Here is a 15,777-nt window from a genome sequence, read left to right as displayed (position 1 = left end):
ATCCTATCGCCTTCGGCTCCAGGATGACATGGTCGAAACGGGTTTATTTGCCGCTCATGATGGCGGCGAGGTCGGCACCACTCAAATTAGTCTTTTCATTGAGAGCAGCAACGATTGCAGTGAGCGACTTTTGGCAAGCCATCATGAGGTTGTAAACTTGTTCAACAACATTTGTTTCAGCAAGCTGATAATAATAGCAGGCCGCTTGGAAACTCTGGTAATCAGGATCGCTCCTGTAAAGTTCCATCGGGAGTTCCTTCATGACGGTATCGAGGTCGCAGGCAAAATTTTTTCGGATCAAAAAGTCCGACATGTGGCCAGCAATGGCGATGTGGGCGGCACCATCGAGGGAACTGCCGGGCATGCGCGTGACGCTCGGTTTTTCCTTGGAATTGTTGATTCTGACGTAATCAATCTGGCGTTTGAACAGGAATGCGATTAGAGCGTGGCCAGCCTCATGGCGGCAAAGTTTTTCAAATTCTTGTTCACCGAAAAATTCAATTAAGTTTTCGCGAGTTAATGTTTGTTCTGACATTTTTCAATCCACCTGTCTAAAAAATCCATCTGTTCGTCGGTATGGAACCAATGTTCGCCACCTTGCATAATCGTGAGCGATGCGCCCACTTTTTGAGCAAAACCTTGCATCGTTTCAAGATCGGTCAAATTGTCATTGGAGCCATACAAAATATGCGTCGGGATATTCCATTCGATGGGATTTTCTCGCACGTAGCAAAGGTATTTCCAAGAAAGCGTCTCGCCAAAATTCGTCGCGATTTCACCTTTTTCGCGAAGTTCATCTTCGGAGACGTTAGCCCATTGCATCATATTGCAAATGAGCTTTTCCAAGTTCACCATCGGAGAAATGAAAAGCGCCTGCTTGATACGTTTTTCAGCCAATGCGTTCATCGAGAAGAACGCGCCAATGCTATTCGCGACAAGCACGACATCGTCGTAGTCTGCAGTAACCGAATCAAAAAAAGCCGAAAATTCCTGTTTGGCGTCCCACGGGGATTCCGACTTGTAATCAAAACCGATGACATCAAAATCCGGGAAAAGGGGCTTGTAATGATTGGCCTCGTCGGCGTTACCGCCTTTTCCATGAACATAAATAACGAGAGTTTTCATTGTACTTTCACTTTTTGCAACATGCAATATAACAATATTTATGCAGGCATGGCAACAGCGATTAAACATCAGCAATTACGCTTTTATTCTTCCGCAAAGCAGGGCGGAATTTTAATAGAGACAAACAGGTCACTCAGTTTTTTGAACGTCCTCTCACGATCTCCGTATTCATTTTTATCATAACGAACTTTTATATCACCCCTAACATTTGGGGCTGATTTCAAATTAACATACTTGTCATCGAACTTTTCACATTGATAACGATATATTTCACCGGTTGCAAGGTCTTTCGAAAAATCAATAGCGTTGCAAAGAGCGTAATTCTTTCCTATAGTCCAAGCACCAAAGACCCAAACGGAATCTTTTGCAACAAACCCATTCTGTTTGCACACCATTCGATAATCTCTTGATAAGGTTATACGAACTTTTATTTTGCCAACAATTTCTTGCGCAATTTTACGACCATGATCGCAATTAACTTTTGGAGGCATCCACGCATACTTCAAGATAGAACGAATTTCTTCCTGAAAAGAACCGATTTTAGGTTTCAAGTCCATCAAAACAGAATCAACACGTCCTTCATCCTTATACGAAATCGTAGCCACAATAGAATCATTAAAATCATACTTATGATGGCGATATATAGCCCGTTCAAGTCGCCAGCCACAAGATTCTCTCAAAGCCCCCATTATCCCTATTCTAAGGTCATCCATTTTTCCATCATCTTTTTTTCCATCTTTCAAAATAACAGTATCGACATAGATTTCAAGATTAAATTTGGGAAGATTCTTTTCGTTCGAAAACTCATCGACTATTCCGTTTATAGGAATTTTACGTTGTTTAAAAAACTTTTTAATAGCAGCATTCTTTTCCCACAGTCCAATTCCTCTTAGAGAAAGAATTGCACCATCACTTTCCATTTTAGTGCGAGCATAATAAAAGACATGGTCTAGCAATTCACCATTTCGATATAAATTAATCAATAAATTCGGTTTATCATCTTTCAAATTCAATCTATCATAATGAAAATCTTTATCAAAATATTCTTCATCCAAATAGGATTCTTCCGCAAAAAGTTCTATTTCTTTAAGGTCATGGGTTGAATAAAGCAAGCCTTTTTCCCCATAAACATTCATAGAATCCGTAAACGACAAAGTTTCGAGCAAACGGAGAGGTTTTCCTGGAATGTATTCAGCTCCTTTAGTAACGTTTTTCAAGCCCAGCAACCCATAGGCCATAAGAGCATATCCTCTAGCCGCTTTCAACATTTTTGTCGTGGTATCAACTTGAATTCCTATAAAACCTGTATAAAGTTTTAAAGGTATCGTTCTACCGTAGCAGATCCATGTTATATCAATAAACGTGATTCCTTGCGGAACATCATAAAAACTAACCCATTCATTCCAATCCGTACGTTTTACATAGCGTTCTTCATCGCGGAACATTTTTTTCGTATAAGGGATAAACCTAGAAATCCAGCCGTCAAAGTGAGGACTGCCGCAACCGTTTGGCTTATAATACTTGTAAATATTTTTCCAATGTTCTAAATTTATTTTGCCATCAAAAATATTGATAAATTCATCAAGAACTGAATTAAGCCCATTCGCCCACCACTTCATATTCAATTGCAAGGCCAACTTGTTAAAGGAATTTTTAAGCAATATCCAATCCTCTTTAGTTCCGTTAACCTTAATTTTGGGGATTCCGCAACTTGTGAAAACACTATAAGAATAGTATTCCGAAGCCACAGCCATTACCATAGACCGTGAAATATTGTTATCTATAGGGCTTGTTGTCGAGAACTTCGTTTTTAGCGGGCCCCCTGTTTTTTGAGGCAATTTAGACTGTAACGAATCAAATAAATTCGCAATAGTCCAAAACCATTCATTATGCGTAGATTCATAACCCAATGAATTATCAACAACTTTGATTACAGTATCAGCTCCAGGGGCAACAAAAAACTTTTTTAATTTTTTTCGATTATTATTCACATGGAGACGGAAGCCATCTAATATCATAAGCCAAATGTCATCAGGGCTTATTTCCATTGGATAATGGTTAGCATACGCGAGCGTAAGAACGTCAAAGAACGAAGAACTTTTGGAATAGTCTTGAACAAATGGGCTTATAGAATCTGAATAGGCATAGAAAATTTTATTTCTATTCGTCTCATTATTATACGAATAGCTGAAAAAAAACTCTTCAAAGCCGCCTTTTTCAACGGGGACGAGCGTTTCTTTAAAGACACTATCGTGAACGCTCGTATCCACAACCATGACATACGCACTCGTATCGCGCACAAAGCCTTCAAAGCTTCGAGTTGCTTTTGAAGAGGATTCGAGAACAGGTTCCGAATCCTTCGCTTCACAAGGATGCAGAACAGAGATGATAAAAGCAAGTAGAAAAAATTTATAGAGCGATTTCATACAGGCAATATAGCAATATTGCACTTTGTAGAGTCAAGAACTGATACATTCTTTCAATTATGTTTATCGATCAATCTTCACCTGGAACACTGTCATTTTACCAATCTACCGAACATCCCGAATAATAAAAGACTGAACAATTTCCATCTATTGAGCAATCAAAAAACCGCCCCTGCGGTAAAGCAGGAGACGGATTTTTCATGAGAGCAACAAGCTTTTCAACAACAAAGCTATTTACTTGCTTGCGTATGCAGCTTTTGCAGCCATGTCGGATGTCATATATCTGAGATCTTGGATAAGATTCGGATCCTGACCTCCGGACAACGAAACGGCCTCTTGCATAACGCGCAAGCCTTCTTCTGCCTGTCCGAGTCGATACAAAGCAAGAGCTCGACCACCCATAGCATAAGTATCCATGCTATTGATATTCAAAGCCTTCTCGTTTGCTTCAAGGCACGATTCATAGTTACCGCACATGAATTCGCTGTAACCCATCGCCCTGTAAACATCGGCGTTATTGGGTTCCAGTTCTTGCGCACGCTTCAAAGCAAAGGAGGCTTCTTGGTAGTTGCCCTGCGGAATCAACGCTTCTGCCAATTTGAGCAAAGCAGCAGCACTGTCGCACTTGCCATACTTTGTTTCCTTTTCCTTTAGAGAAAGGTTGTATGCGCAATATTCATTTTCCTCATAAATGCTACCCTTCATCGTGAGACGCGTATTCGGGCAGCCGCCAAGGCACTTGGAACCATAAATACATTTTTTGCAAGAACCAGAGAGTTTGTCCTTTGTCATCTGGCGACGCCATAAAAATGCATTTTTATCTTCCCAAATTTCACGCAGCTTTCTTTCGCGGATATTTCCCTCGATGAATTCCTTGGAACGAATCGAGGTGCAACCCAAGATATCACCATTATGCAAAATCCCGAAACCGCGAATTCCTGCATTGCAGCCATCCCACAAGGAATAACCATTCGACTTGTAGGACAAACGCCTTGTTTCAAGATCCTTCATCGAATAATATCCAATACAATCTGCTGGATAAATATCTATTCTACCTTCTTTTGCAGTATTGTAGCAAAAATCAATGACGTCTTTGACCTGTCTCGGTTCAAGGAGCCAATCAGGGCGTTCCTTCAAATTACCCATGGGCAAGCCAAGTTGAACCTGCCATGTGTTAACGCCCATGCGAATAAGTTCTTCCTTCAATTCCGGGAGAATATCCATGTTCTGCTTCGTAATGGTCGTAACAGCACCGGTCTTTATCCCCAATTCCTTCATTGCGGCAAAGGCCTGCCTTGCATGTTCAAAGGCACCTTTTTTCCTGATTTTGTCATGGATTTCGGGCGTTCCGTCAATGCTTATCGCAACCGTGGCAATGCCATTTTCTTTTAACTTTTTCGCCATCTTCGCGTCAAGGAGCCAACCATTCGTGATCATATTCACGATAACGCCATTGCCTGAAAGTCGCTTCACCAGCTCAGGTGTATCTTGTCTCGTAAGAGGTTCGCCTCCAGACAAGGTAATCCATTTCAGTCCAATATCAGCAATTTGATCACACAAATCAAGAGCTTCCTCGGTGCTCAATTGTCCAGGGAGAGCGCCTTCACAAGATGAACCACAATGCCCACAGCGAAAGTTACAGCCCATCGTTACTTCCCAGACTGCAGTGACGGGTTGATACCCAATATTTGCCATTTAAAAAACCTCCAAACAGCCGGCCAGCATTCTTTGCCAGCAGGCTGTTTTGATCATGTATTCTGATTTATTTAACAGTCAGTCTTCTGCGAATCGCACTTGAAGCCGTAGATTATTGCAGCATCTTTTTTCGTTGCTGCATCTTGAACGCCGCAAGGATAGCCGTACTTCAAGGCTGCTTCATTGGTGCCGCACGGATAGCCATACTTCAGAGCAGCATCCTGAGCTCCGCACGGATAGCCATATTTCAAAGCAGCATCTTGAACACCGCAGGGATAACCGTACTTCAAAGCAGCATCTTGAATGCCGCAGGGATAACCATACTTCAAGGCAGCTTCATTTGCACTGCTCTTAAAGCCATAAATCATAGCAGCTTCTCTGTTAGAGGCTGCATCCTGAGCTCCGCACGGATAGCCATATTTCAAAGCAGCATCCTGAACACCGCAGGGATAACCGTACTTCAAAGCAGCTTCATTTGCACCACAGGGGTAACCGTACTTCAAAGCAGCATCTTGAACACCGCAGGGATAACCATACTTCAAGGCAGCTTCATTTGCACTGCTCTTAAAGCCATAAATCATAGCAGCTTCTCTGTTAGAGGCTGCATCCTGAGCTCCGCACGGATAGCCATATTTCAAAGCAGCATCCTGAACACCGCAGGGATAACCGTACTTCAAAGCAGCTTCATTTGCACCACAGGGGTAACCGTACTTCAAAGCAGCATCTTGAACACCGCAGGGATAACCATACTTCAAGGCAGCTTCATTTGCACTGCTCTTAAAGCCATAAATCATAGCAGCTTCTCTGTTAGAGGCTGCATCCTGAGCTCCGCACGGATAGCCATACTTCAAAGCGGCATCTTGAACGCTGCATGGATAACCATACTTCAATGCAACATCACTTGCGCCACAGGGATAACCGTACTTCAAAGCAACATCACTTGCGCCACAGGGATAGCCGTACTTCAAGGCAGCATCTTGAACGCTGCATGGATAACCATACTTCAAGGCGGCTTCATTTGCACTGCTCTTAAAGCCATAAATCATAGCAGCTTCTCTGTTAGAGGCTGCGTCTTGAGCTCCGCACGGATAGCCATACTTCAAGGCAGCATCTTGAACGCTGCATGGATAACCATACTTCAAGGCAGCTTCATTTGCGCCACAGGGATAACCGTACTTCAAAGCAGCTTCATTTGCACTGCTCTTGAAACCGTAGATCATAGCAGCTTCTCTGTTAGAGGCTGCGTCTTGAGCTCCGCACGGATAGCCATACTTCAAGGCAGCATCTTGAACGCTGCATGGATAACCATACTTCAAGGCAGCTTCATTTGCGCCACAGGGATAACCGTACTTCAAAGCAGCTTCATTTGCACTGCTCTTGAAACCGTAGATCATAGCAGCTTCTCTGTTAGAGGCTGCGTCTTGAGCTCCGCACGGATAGCCATACTTCAAGGCAGCATCTTGAACGCTGCATGGATAACCATACTTCAAGGCAGCTTCATTTGCGCCACAGGGATAACCGTACTTCAAAGCAACATCTTGAACGTTGCATGGATAACCGTACTTCAATGCGGCTTCTGCCGAACCAAGAACAAGGCCATAGGGCATAGCAGGGCCAGCAACAGCTCTGATTGTAGCATCACTATTTTCGCTAAACTTTGCAAATTCTTCGGAATCGCTTGGGATCACATTCAGAAGCACTGTATGCGTCTTTTTCGCGGCGGACATATCAGACAAGTTAACCAATGTGAATTCAAGTTCAGCCTTGTCTTCCGTTGCGGAAACAGCACCAAACCAAAATCTTTGGACAACAGGAGCAATCGTTGCTGCCATCGGAGCTGTTTCTGTACTCAGCAGAGCAATTCCCTGCGGAAGTTTGGTCAGTGCCCAACCATAATTTGTAGAACCAAGCATTGATTGCAGTTCAATCGAGAAAGATTGACCCTGCAATACAACCATTTCATTTGCCATAAAATACCTCTTTTTGGTGAATTATTCAAAATTCATCATTTATCATAAAAAAATATTTTACGGTTGGATGATTGTAATAAAAATATAACAAAACTTTGTAGACAATACTTTGTCATACAAAGCACATAAACTATTAATAATAAGCTATATAAAAAACCGCCCCTGCGGTCAAGCAGGAAGCGGATTTATTTGCGTGTATGGTGCGACTTATCCAATGGCGATCCCGGCATATAGCCGGGATGACATGCAAGGGGATTACCCTACAAAGATACGGCCATTGCGGAAGAGCTGCATCCACGGGCCATCTTCACCCCATTCTGCCGGGTGCCAAGAGTATTGGCAGGTGCGGAACACGCGTTCCGGGTGCGGCATCATCACGAGGGCGCGGCCATCTTCAGAGCAGAGGCCGTTGATGCCAAACGGAGAACCGTTCGGGTTGAGCGGGTAGCGTTCGGTGTATTCGTGCTTGCCGTCCACGTAGCGGAGAGCCACGAGACCCGTCTTGAGGCAGGCTTCGGCAGCTTCGCGGCTTGCGAATTCGGCACGGCCTTCACCATGAGCAACAGCAATCGGGAGCACGGAGCCCGCCATACCCTTGAGGAGCACTGCCGGCGTATCTTCGACCTTCAAAGAGCAATAACGAGCTTCGAAGCGTTCGGAGATGTTCTGCACAAAGCGCGGCCAGTGCTTAGCGCCCGGAATCAAATCCTTGAGATTCGAGACCATCTGGCAGCCGTTGCAAACGCCAAGCGTGAAGGTATCCTTACGGTTGAAGTAAGCTTCGAATTCAGCACGAGCCTTCGGGTTGAACAAGATGCTCTTGGCCCAGCCTTCACCTGCACCGAGAACGTCACCGTAGCTAAAGCCACCGCAAGCGACGAGACCGTTGAAGTCCTTGAGGCTTACGCGACCGGAGAGGATGTCCGTCATGTGAACGTCGATGGATTCGAAGCCAGCCTTTGCAAATGCAGCAGCCATTTCGAGTTCGCCGTTGACGCCCTGTTCACGGAGAATAGCCATCTTCGGGCGGCTTGCGTAATCCTTGATGACCTTGGCGCTAGCAGCGAGATCGAACGTGACCTTCGGCGTGATACCCGGATCGTCCTGTTCGAGCTTGAGCTTGTATTCGCTTTCGGCACATTCCGGATTGTCACGGAGAGCGGCAATGCGGCGAGTCGTATCACTCCAGATGGCGCGGAGGTCAGAGAGGCCTTCGGCGTAGTCGCCGATGACCAGGTTGTAAGAATCGTTGAGCGTTGCAATTTCAGAAACAGTATCGCCGAGACCGACAGCTTCGAATGCGGCCTTCACAGCAGCGAGGTCTACGTTTGCAACCTGGAGAACGGCACCGAGTTCTTCGTTGAACAAAGCGTCAATCACATTGCCCTTGAGAGCTGTAGCGTCGAGCGTCACACCCACGTGACCGGCAAATGCCATTTCGACAACCGTCGTAAAGAGGCCACCATCGCTCTTGTCGTGGTAAGCCATAATCTTGCCATCAGCATTGAGCTTCTGGATCGTTTCGAAGAAGGCGCGGAGTTCCTTAGCGGAATCGACATCCGGAGCCTTGTCGCCGAGGAGGTTGTAAACCTGGGCAGCAATAGAGGCACCCATGCGGTTCTTGCCACGAGCGAGGTCCACGAGCACAAGCGTCGTGTCCTTCTTCTGCAAGAGCTGCGGCGTGAGCGTCTTGCGAACGTCAGCACACGGAGCAAAGGCACTAATCACAAGAGAAATCGGAGCAGTCACGCGGTGGCTACCCTTTTCGTCCTGCCACACGGTGCTCATGCTCATGGAGTCCTTACCGACCGGAATCGTAATGCCAAGTTCCGGGCAGAGTTCCATACCGATGGACTTTACAGCTTCGTACAAGTCAGCGCCATCGCCTTCGTAGTTCGGCGTAGCCATCCAGTTTGCGGACAAGTTTACGCGGCCCATATCCGGAACGCAAGCGGCAGCCATGTTCGTGAGAGATTCTGCAACCGTCATACGAGCTGCAGCGGCCGGAGAAATAAGAGCAATCGGAGCGCGTTCGCCCATACTCATGACTTCGCCTTCGTACGTGTCGAGCGTTGCACTCGTCACGGCGCAGTCAGCAACCGGCACCTGCCACGGACCAACCATCTGGTCACGGCAAATCATACCCGTCACGGAACGGTCACCGATAGAAATCAAGAACGTCTTATCTGCAACGGTCGGGTTAGCAAGCACGCGATGTGCAAGGTCCTTCACCGTCACGCCAGCCGGCACCACCTGAGAAGAGAGCGGGCGCTTCTGGGACTTTTCATTGCGGATCATGCGAGGCGGCTTACCGAGGAGCACGCCAAGCGGCATGTCAATCGGAGTCGTACCGAAGTGCTTGTCCGTAAGGGTCAAGTGCTTTTCTGGGATAGCCTCGCCCACCACTGCGTACGGGCAGCGTTCACGCTTACAGATAGCGTCGAACACATCGAGCTTGTCACCAGCAATAGCGATAACATAACGTTCCTGGGATTCGTTACTCCAGATTTCGAACGGGCTCATGCCCGGTTCGTCGTTCGGCACATTGCGGAGTTCAAACTTACCGCCGAGGCCGCCATCGTTCACGAGTTCCGGGAAGGCGTTCGAAAGTCCACCTGCACCCACGTCATGAATAAACGTAATCGGGTTTTCTTCGTTCATCGCCCAGCAGCGGTCGATGACTTCCTGGCAGCGGCGTTCCATTTCCGGGTTTTCACGCTGCACAGAAGCAAAGTCGAGAGATTCATTACCGGCACCGTTAGCCACAGAGCTCGCTGCACCGCCACCAAGACCGATCAACATGGCCGGACCACCGAGAACGATCAAGTGGTCACCCGGGTCAATGTGGCCCTTTTCAATGTGCTGGTGCTTGATGTTACCGAGACCGCCAGCAAGCATAATCGGCTTGTGGTAACCGCGAACTTCGGTACCCTTTTCAGAAGAAACTTCCTGTTCGAACGTACGGAAGTAACCGAGGATGTTCGGACGACCGTATTCGTTGTTGAATGCGGCACCACCGAGCGGGCCGTCAATCATAATGTCGAGAGCGGATGCAATGCGGGACGGGCTACCAAAGTCTTTTTCCCACGGCTGAACTGCACCCGGAAGCTTGAGGTTCGAAACGCTGAAGCCCGTAAGGCCAGCCTTCGGCTTGGACCCCTTACCCGTAGCACCTTCGTCACGGATTTCACCACCACTACCCGTAGCGGCACCCGGGAACGGAGAAATTGCCGTCGGATGGTTGTGGGTTTCAACCTTCATCAAGATGTCGACTTCTTCGTTGTGGAAGTCGTACTTGTTGTTGCGCGGGTCAGCGTAGAAACGGCCAGCCGTTGCACCCTTCATCACAGCGGCGTTATCCTTGTAAGCGCTGAAGATGTTGGAATTGTGGAGCTGGTAAGTGTTCTTGATCATCTGGAACAAGGACTTGTCCTGCTTCACGCCGTCGATGGTCCATTCAGCACCGAACACCTTGTGGCGGCAGTGTTCCGAGTTGGCCTGAGCGAACATGTAAAGTTCCACGTCGGTCGGGTTGCGCTTGAGTTCAGTGAAATTCTTGACGAGATAATCGATTTCGTCGGCGGAGAGGGCAAGGCCCATTTCCTTGTCTGCCTTCACGAGAGCATCGCGACCTTCGGTAAGCACCGGAATCACATTGAGCGGACGCGGTTCTTCCTTGCTGAAAAGCACTTCGAGAGATGCTGTATCGGCAAACACGGCCTGAGTCATGCGGTCGTGAATCTTGGCCGTAATCTTTTCACGGGCGCCAGCTGGAGCAGCACCTTCAAATTTCACGTAGTAAGCAATGGCGCGTTCGATGCGCTTGATTGCCGGGAGGCCGCAAATGTGAGCGATATCGGTAGCCTTCGAGCTCCACGGGCTGATCGTACCCGGACGCGGGCAGACCACAAAGAGTTCACCTTCGAGCGCCTTGACTTCGCGCATCGGGCCGTAATGAAGGACCTTTTCGAGCGTTTCCTTTTCGGAAGCGGTCAGGTCGGCGGACAGATCCACCACATGGAGGAATTCGGCATAGACAGATGCAACCGGAATTCCAGCGGCCTTAAAATCAGATGAAAGCTTTTGCAGACGGAAATCCGACAGAGCCGGAGTACCACGAAGAATGAGCATTTTGACCTCTTTTAGCCTAAATATTTACCGCCCCAAATATAGCAATTTGAGGATATTTTCAAACGGAAAAAGCTCCGCAAAATGCGGAGCCGTTTCATAAAATGTAAATAGAACTGTGTAAGGCGACCCCGTCCCCATTCGCGGATCATGACTACTAAGCAGCAAAGCTGCAAGTAGTCAAAGACAACAAGTGCGGGGTGACATTTCACAATTACAGTCTCTTGAGAACTGCGGCGGCGTGGTGAATGAAGCCTTCTTCATTAGCTACGACAGCAATTGCCTTTGCGTTCTTCTTGATAGCCTTTTCGGAGTACTTGATGATGCTCATACGCTTGAGGAAGTCATAGACGCCGAGCGGGCTGAAGAAGCGACCCGTGCCGTTCGTGGGGAGAACGTGGTTGGGGCCTGCAAAGTAGTCGCCCACCGGTTCAGAAGACCACGGACCGATAAACACAGCGCCCGCATTTTCGATCTGGGCAGCCATAGATTCGGCTTCGTCCGTCATGATTTCCATGTGTTCCGGAGCAATAGCATTTGCAATTGCCACACCATCGAACCAATCCTTTACAACAAGAATACGGCCAAAGTTGTCGAGCACCTTCGTCAAAAGTTCCTTCTTCGGGGAATTTTCGACCTGGATATCCACGCATTCGCTAATCATCTGTGCGGTTTCCATGTTGTCCGTAATGCAGATGGCGGCTTCGAAGCCAGAACCGTGTTCAGCCTGGCTCAAAAGGTCGGCAGCGACAAAGTCCGGATCGCAGGTGTTATCAGCAAGCACGAGCACTTCGGACGGGCCTGCCACCATGTCGATATCCACAATGCCAAAGACTTCCTTCTTCGCAACGGCGGCAAAGACGTTACCCGGGCCAACAATCTTGTCGACACGTTCCACGACGACCTTGCCCTTGCCATCCTTGGCACCGTAAGCGAGGAGGCCGATAGCCTGAGCGCCACCGATGTGGTAAACTTCAGTAATGCCGAGTTCGCAAAGCACAAAAGCTACAGCGCGATTGATTTCGCCCTTGATCGGAGTCACGACAACGATGTCCTTGACACCAGCGACAATGGCCGGAACCGCATTCATAATCACCGTGCTCGGATAAATTCCAGCACCACCAGGAACATACAGGCCCACGCGCTTCATCGGGCGGATACGCTGGCCGAGAACCACGCCGTCCTTCCCTTCCATGAGCCAAGAATCTTCCATCTGGTTCACGTGGAAATCGCGAACATTCTTGATAGCCTGCTTGAGCGCACGCTGCATTTCGGGCGGGCACTTGGCGGCAGACTTCTTGATTTCGGCTTCGGATACGCGGAGGTTCTTGCCTTTGAGTCCATCGAACTTCTGGGCGTATTCAACAGCCTTGGCATAACCGCCGTTCTTGATGTCGGCGAGAATGTCCATGACCTTGTCGTGAATTTCCTTGCTCGGAGCAACTTCACGACCACAAATTCTGTCAATCTCTTGAGACTTCGGAGTGACTTTTACGATTTTCATTTTAACAGACCTTCTATTTTTAAAACTCTTGCCTACTTCTTAGGCTTTACATTTCCAGCATCAACGGCGGCAGTCGAAGCCACATCAATATGCTTGTAAGCATTCGCAATGACTTTTTCGTCCATCAAAATCTTGTACGTAAGACCATCGACAAACGCCGTCCAGCTCGCTTCGATAATGTTGCTCGAAACGCCGACCATGTTCCAGTAGCCGTGTTCATCGCCAAACGTCGTCCACACGCGAACCGTCGCATCAGACGCCACGTTAGAACCAAGCACACGCACCTTGAAGTCATCCAAGCGCACGCTTTCCATACACGGGAAGAACGGCAAAAGCGCCTTGCGCAGTGCTGCATCAAGTGCGTTCACCGGACCGTCGCCTTCGCTCACCTGGTGGCTAATCTGGTCGCCCACCTGGAGTTTGACCGTCGCCTGCGACACGGACACGCCCTGCGGCGTTTTATCTTCAATCACGCGATAGTTCAAGACCTTGAACGGTTCCTTGACCATTCCCAAGTGGCGATACACGAGCAACTTGAAGCTCGCTTCGGCACTGTCGAAATGCCAGCCCGCATTTTCGCGTTCCTTGATTTCCTTGAGGAGGCTTGCCACCAACGGATCCTTCTTGTCGATGCCGGGCTTGATGGCCTTGAGCTTTTCGACAACGAGAGAACCACCCGCCTGGTCGCTCGTCACAAACACGCGGTCGTTGCCCACGGTATGCGGGTCGATATGTTCAAAGCTGCGGCTGACCTTCATCACGCCATCGATGTGAGCACCGCCCTTGTGAGCAAATGCGGCATCGCCCACGTATGGGGCATGCACGTCACTCGGCAAGTTCACAATTTGGTCGATGTTGCTACTCAGCTGGCGCAAATGGCTCAACTTTTTCGCCGCAGCAAAATTGCAGTCCATCTTGAACTTCAAATCGGCGGCAATCGTCGTGAGATTCGCATTTCCGCAACGTTCACCATAGCCGTTCACCACGCCCTGCACCATCACGCAGCCAGACTTCACCGCGTAAATCGAGTTCGCCACGGCAAGACCACTGTCGTTATGCACATGGATTCCCAGCGGCGTCGAAATATGCTTTTGCACATCCGCTATGATTTTTTCAATTTCCCACGGCATCGTTCCGCCGTTCGTATCGCAAAGCACGATACAATCAGCATGGCCCTTTTCTGCGGCACGGAGCGTTTCAATCGCGTATTCCGGATTTGCCTTGTAGCCATCAAAAAAGTGCTCGGCATCGTAAATCACTTCCTCAGAATATTCCTTGAGGTATGCCACAGAAGACTCGATCATGTCGAGGTTTTCCGTAAGCGTCGTGCGAATCACATCCGTTACATGCAAATCCCAGCTCTTACCAAAAATCGTCTTGACCGGAGCTTCGGACTTGATCAAAGCCTGCAAAAGCGGATCATTTTCCGGCAAAATTTTGGGACGACGCGTAGAACCAAAAGCGGCAATTTTCGCGTGCTTGAGCTTTACATCCTTGATAAGCTTGAAAAATTCTTCGTCAGTCGGATTACTCGGGTTCGGCCAACCGCCCTCGATATAATCAAATCCAAAATGGTCCAAAATTCGTGCAATCTGCACCTTGTCGGCTAAAGAGAGACTTATTTTACGGTCTTGGTTACCGTCACGGAGAGTTGTATCGTATAAAAGGACTTTCATGTAAGTAAAAATAGAAATTTATAAAAATGGCGATGCCGGAATAAATCCGGCATGACAGCATAATGGGCTAAGTCAGAACTAATCTAGCATGACAGCTTAATACGCAAAATGCTGCGGTTAGTAGCTATTCTTTATCATCGAAAGCTTCGGCGTCTTCGGGTTCTTCGACGGTCCACTCGCGAATGTGCTTTGCAAGTTCCTTTTCGCCAGCACGTTCAAGTTCGTCCGAAATCGCATTCAATTCAGCGGCGTCTTGCGCAGGCAATTCCTTTTCGAAATGATTGACGTATTGACCGAGCAACTCAAACTTCTTGAGGTTTGCAAGGAGCATCATGTAGCTCGTGTCGCAAGTATTGCTGCGGTACTTCACATGGTCAATCAAAAGCTTATCGAGTTCAGCACCGCTCTTGAGCATGCAAAGTCTCGAAAGATTCATGACCTTCGGGAAACATTCGTACAAACGCGTAGCATACTTGAGGCAATCCGTCTTGCGGCCTTCGCGGTCAGCAATCGCAGCCTGCAAATCGAGGAACGCTTCCTCGTCTTCAGCGCCAGGATCCTTCACGTCACCTAGCCATTGCTTGGCCATTGCAATATCGCCTGCGACAAAGTAAGAGTTTGCAATATCGATAAGCGTTGCATTGCTCTTGTCCGGATCCTTGTAAAGCGAAGCCTTCGCAAAGTTTTCAGTATCCTTGATAGCATCAGCCATGTCACAAATCGCATCAAGAACGTCTTCGCGATTTTCAAATTCGGTTGCATCAATCACGCCAAGGAGCTCGACAATCAAAGCCTTAGCGCGTTCAACCGGCATCACATCTTCGATCGAAAGGAAAACGACCTCGCGGCCTTCCCCACCCACATGGCGCACAGCCAAATCGTGAATCAAGTCGGCAATGTAGTCCTTGTCGTCATAAGTTTTTGCAACTTCGATAAAGAATGTGCCAGCATCGTAGAACAAGTCGTTCCACGTTTCCATTTCATCATCGTCAGCCTTGAACGCCAAAAAGTCGGCACGGAGCGTCCAAGCAAGGAGTTCCAGTTGAACCTTAACATCCTTGATTTTTTCAATTTCATCAAGACCATTTGCAATAGCCTCGTACAAATCGTCCGGGCGGTGCAACAAACGGCTTTGACCACTTACAATCTCGCGAAGCGTCTTGCGGAGATTGTCTTCTTTACCACGAAAAGCCGCCTCGACAGAAGGCGACTTCCAAAATTTTTTCTTTTTAGCCATGTTCTAAATGTAGAAA

Annotated in this window: 9 protein-coding genes; all 9 read right to left on the bottom strand. The window is 47.9% G+C overall.

From position 1 onward, the window contains the following. Positions 1–43: 43 nt before the first annotated feature. Positions 44–535, bottom strand: a complete 492-nt coding sequence (locus BUA34_RS13450) for a hypothetical protein (protein ID WP_072830454.1) — start codon at positions 533–535, stop codon at positions 44–46. Next, positions 517–1,125 carry an alpha/beta hydrolase gene (locus BUA34_RS13445; RefSeq protein ID WP_072830452.1) on the bottom strand — a complete coding sequence of 203 codons (609 nt, stop codon included), beginning with the start codon at positions 1,123–1,125 and terminating at the stop codon, positions 517–519. The genes BUA34_RS13450 and BUA34_RS13445 overlap by 19 nt, the downstream gene beginning before the upstream one ends. Positions 1,126–1,208: 83 nt before the next feature. Continuing rightward, positions 1,209–3,551 (bottom strand): DUF4419 domain-containing protein, encoded by a 2,343-nt coding sequence (locus BUA34_RS16110; protein WP_254794483.1) that lies wholly within the window; start codon positions 3,549–3,551, stop codon positions 1,209–1,211. 234 nt (positions 3,552–3,785) lie between these two features. Continuing rightward, positions 3,786–5,246 carry a radical SAM/SPASM domain-containing protein gene (locus tag BUA34_RS13430; RefSeq protein WP_072830450.1) on the bottom strand — a complete coding sequence of 487 codons (1,461 nt, stop codon included), beginning with the start codon at positions 5,244–5,246 and terminating at the stop codon, positions 3,786–3,788. Positions 5,247–5,317: 71 nt separating this feature from the next. Continuing rightward, positions 5,318–7,216 (bottom strand): hypothetical protein, encoded by a 1,899-nt coding sequence (locus BUA34_RS13425; RefSeq protein ID WP_072830448.1) that lies wholly within the window; start codon positions 7,214–7,216, stop codon positions 5,318–5,320. A 255-nt stretch (positions 7,217–7,471) separates the two neighbouring features. Further along, positions 7,472–11,347, bottom strand: coding sequence for a phosphoribosylformylglycinamidine synthase (gene purL / locus BUA34_RS13420; RefSeq protein WP_072830446.1), 3,876 nt, complete (start codon positions 11,345–11,347; stop codon positions 7,472–7,474). A gap of 211 nt (positions 11,348–11,558) precedes the next feature. Continuing rightward, positions 11,559–12,848, bottom strand: coding sequence for a histidinol dehydrogenase (gene hisD / locus BUA34_RS13415; RefSeq protein WP_072830444.1), 1,290 nt, complete (start codon positions 12,846–12,848; stop codon positions 11,559–11,561). Between the two features lie 32 nt (positions 12,849–12,880). After that, positions 12,881–14,524, bottom strand: a complete 1,644-nt coding sequence (cimA, locus tag BUA34_RS13410; RefSeq protein ID WP_072830442.1) for a citramalate synthase — start codon at positions 14,522–14,524, stop codon at positions 12,881–12,883. 124 nt (positions 14,525–14,648) lie between these two features. Continuing rightward, positions 14,649–15,761, bottom strand: coding sequence for a hypothetical protein (locus tag BUA34_RS13405; RefSeq protein WP_072830440.1), 1,113 nt, complete (start codon positions 15,759–15,761; stop codon positions 14,649–14,651). Between the last annotated feature and the right edge of the window lie 16 nt (positions 15,762–15,777).

Origin of the sequence: Fibrobacter sp. UWB12 (assembly GCF_900142485.1) — a bacterium.
In the GTDB taxonomy this organism is placed as follows: Bacteria; Fibrobacterota; Fibrobacteria; order Fibrobacterales; family Fibrobacteraceae; genus Fibrobacter.
The sequence above is the reverse complement of the archived record's forward strand: the minus strand, read 5'-3'. Positions and strand labels throughout refer to the sequence as shown.

Bases quoted from the DNA above. Each gene is read 5' to 3' on its own strand.
- BUA34_RS13450 (WP_072830454.1), bottom strand. From the start codon at position 535: ATGTCAGAACAAACATTAACTCGCGAAAACTTAATTGAATTTTTCGGT.
- BUA34_RS13445 (WP_072830452.1), bottom strand. From the start codon at position 1,125: ATGAAAACTCTCGTTATTTATGTTCATGGAAAAGGCGGTAACGCCGAC.
- BUA34_RS16110 (WP_254794483.1), bottom strand. From the start codon at position 3,551: ATGAAATCGCTCTATAAATTTTTTCTACTTGCTTTTATCATCTCTGTT.
- BUA34_RS13430 (WP_072830450.1), bottom strand. From the start codon at position 5,246: ATGGCAAATATTGGGTATCAACCCGTCACTGCAGTCTGGGAAGTAACG.
- BUA34_RS13425 (WP_072830448.1), bottom strand. From the start codon at position 7,216: ATGGCAAATGAAATGGTTGTATTGCAGGGTCAATCTTTCTCGATTGAA.
- purL (WP_072830446.1), bottom strand. From the start codon at position 11,347: ATGCTCATTCTTCGTGGTACTCCGGCTCTGTCGGATTTCCGTCTGCAA.
- hisD (WP_072830444.1), bottom strand. From the start codon at position 12,848: ATGAAAATCGTAAAAGTCACTCCGAAGTCTCAAGAGATTGACAGAATT.
- cimA (WP_072830442.1), bottom strand. From the start codon at position 14,524: ATGAAAGTCCTTTTATACGATACAACTCTCCGTGACGGTAACCAAGAC.
- BUA34_RS13405 (WP_072830440.1), bottom strand. From the start codon at position 15,761: ATGGCTAAAAAGAAAAAATTTTGGAAGTCGCCTTCTGTCGAGGCGGCT.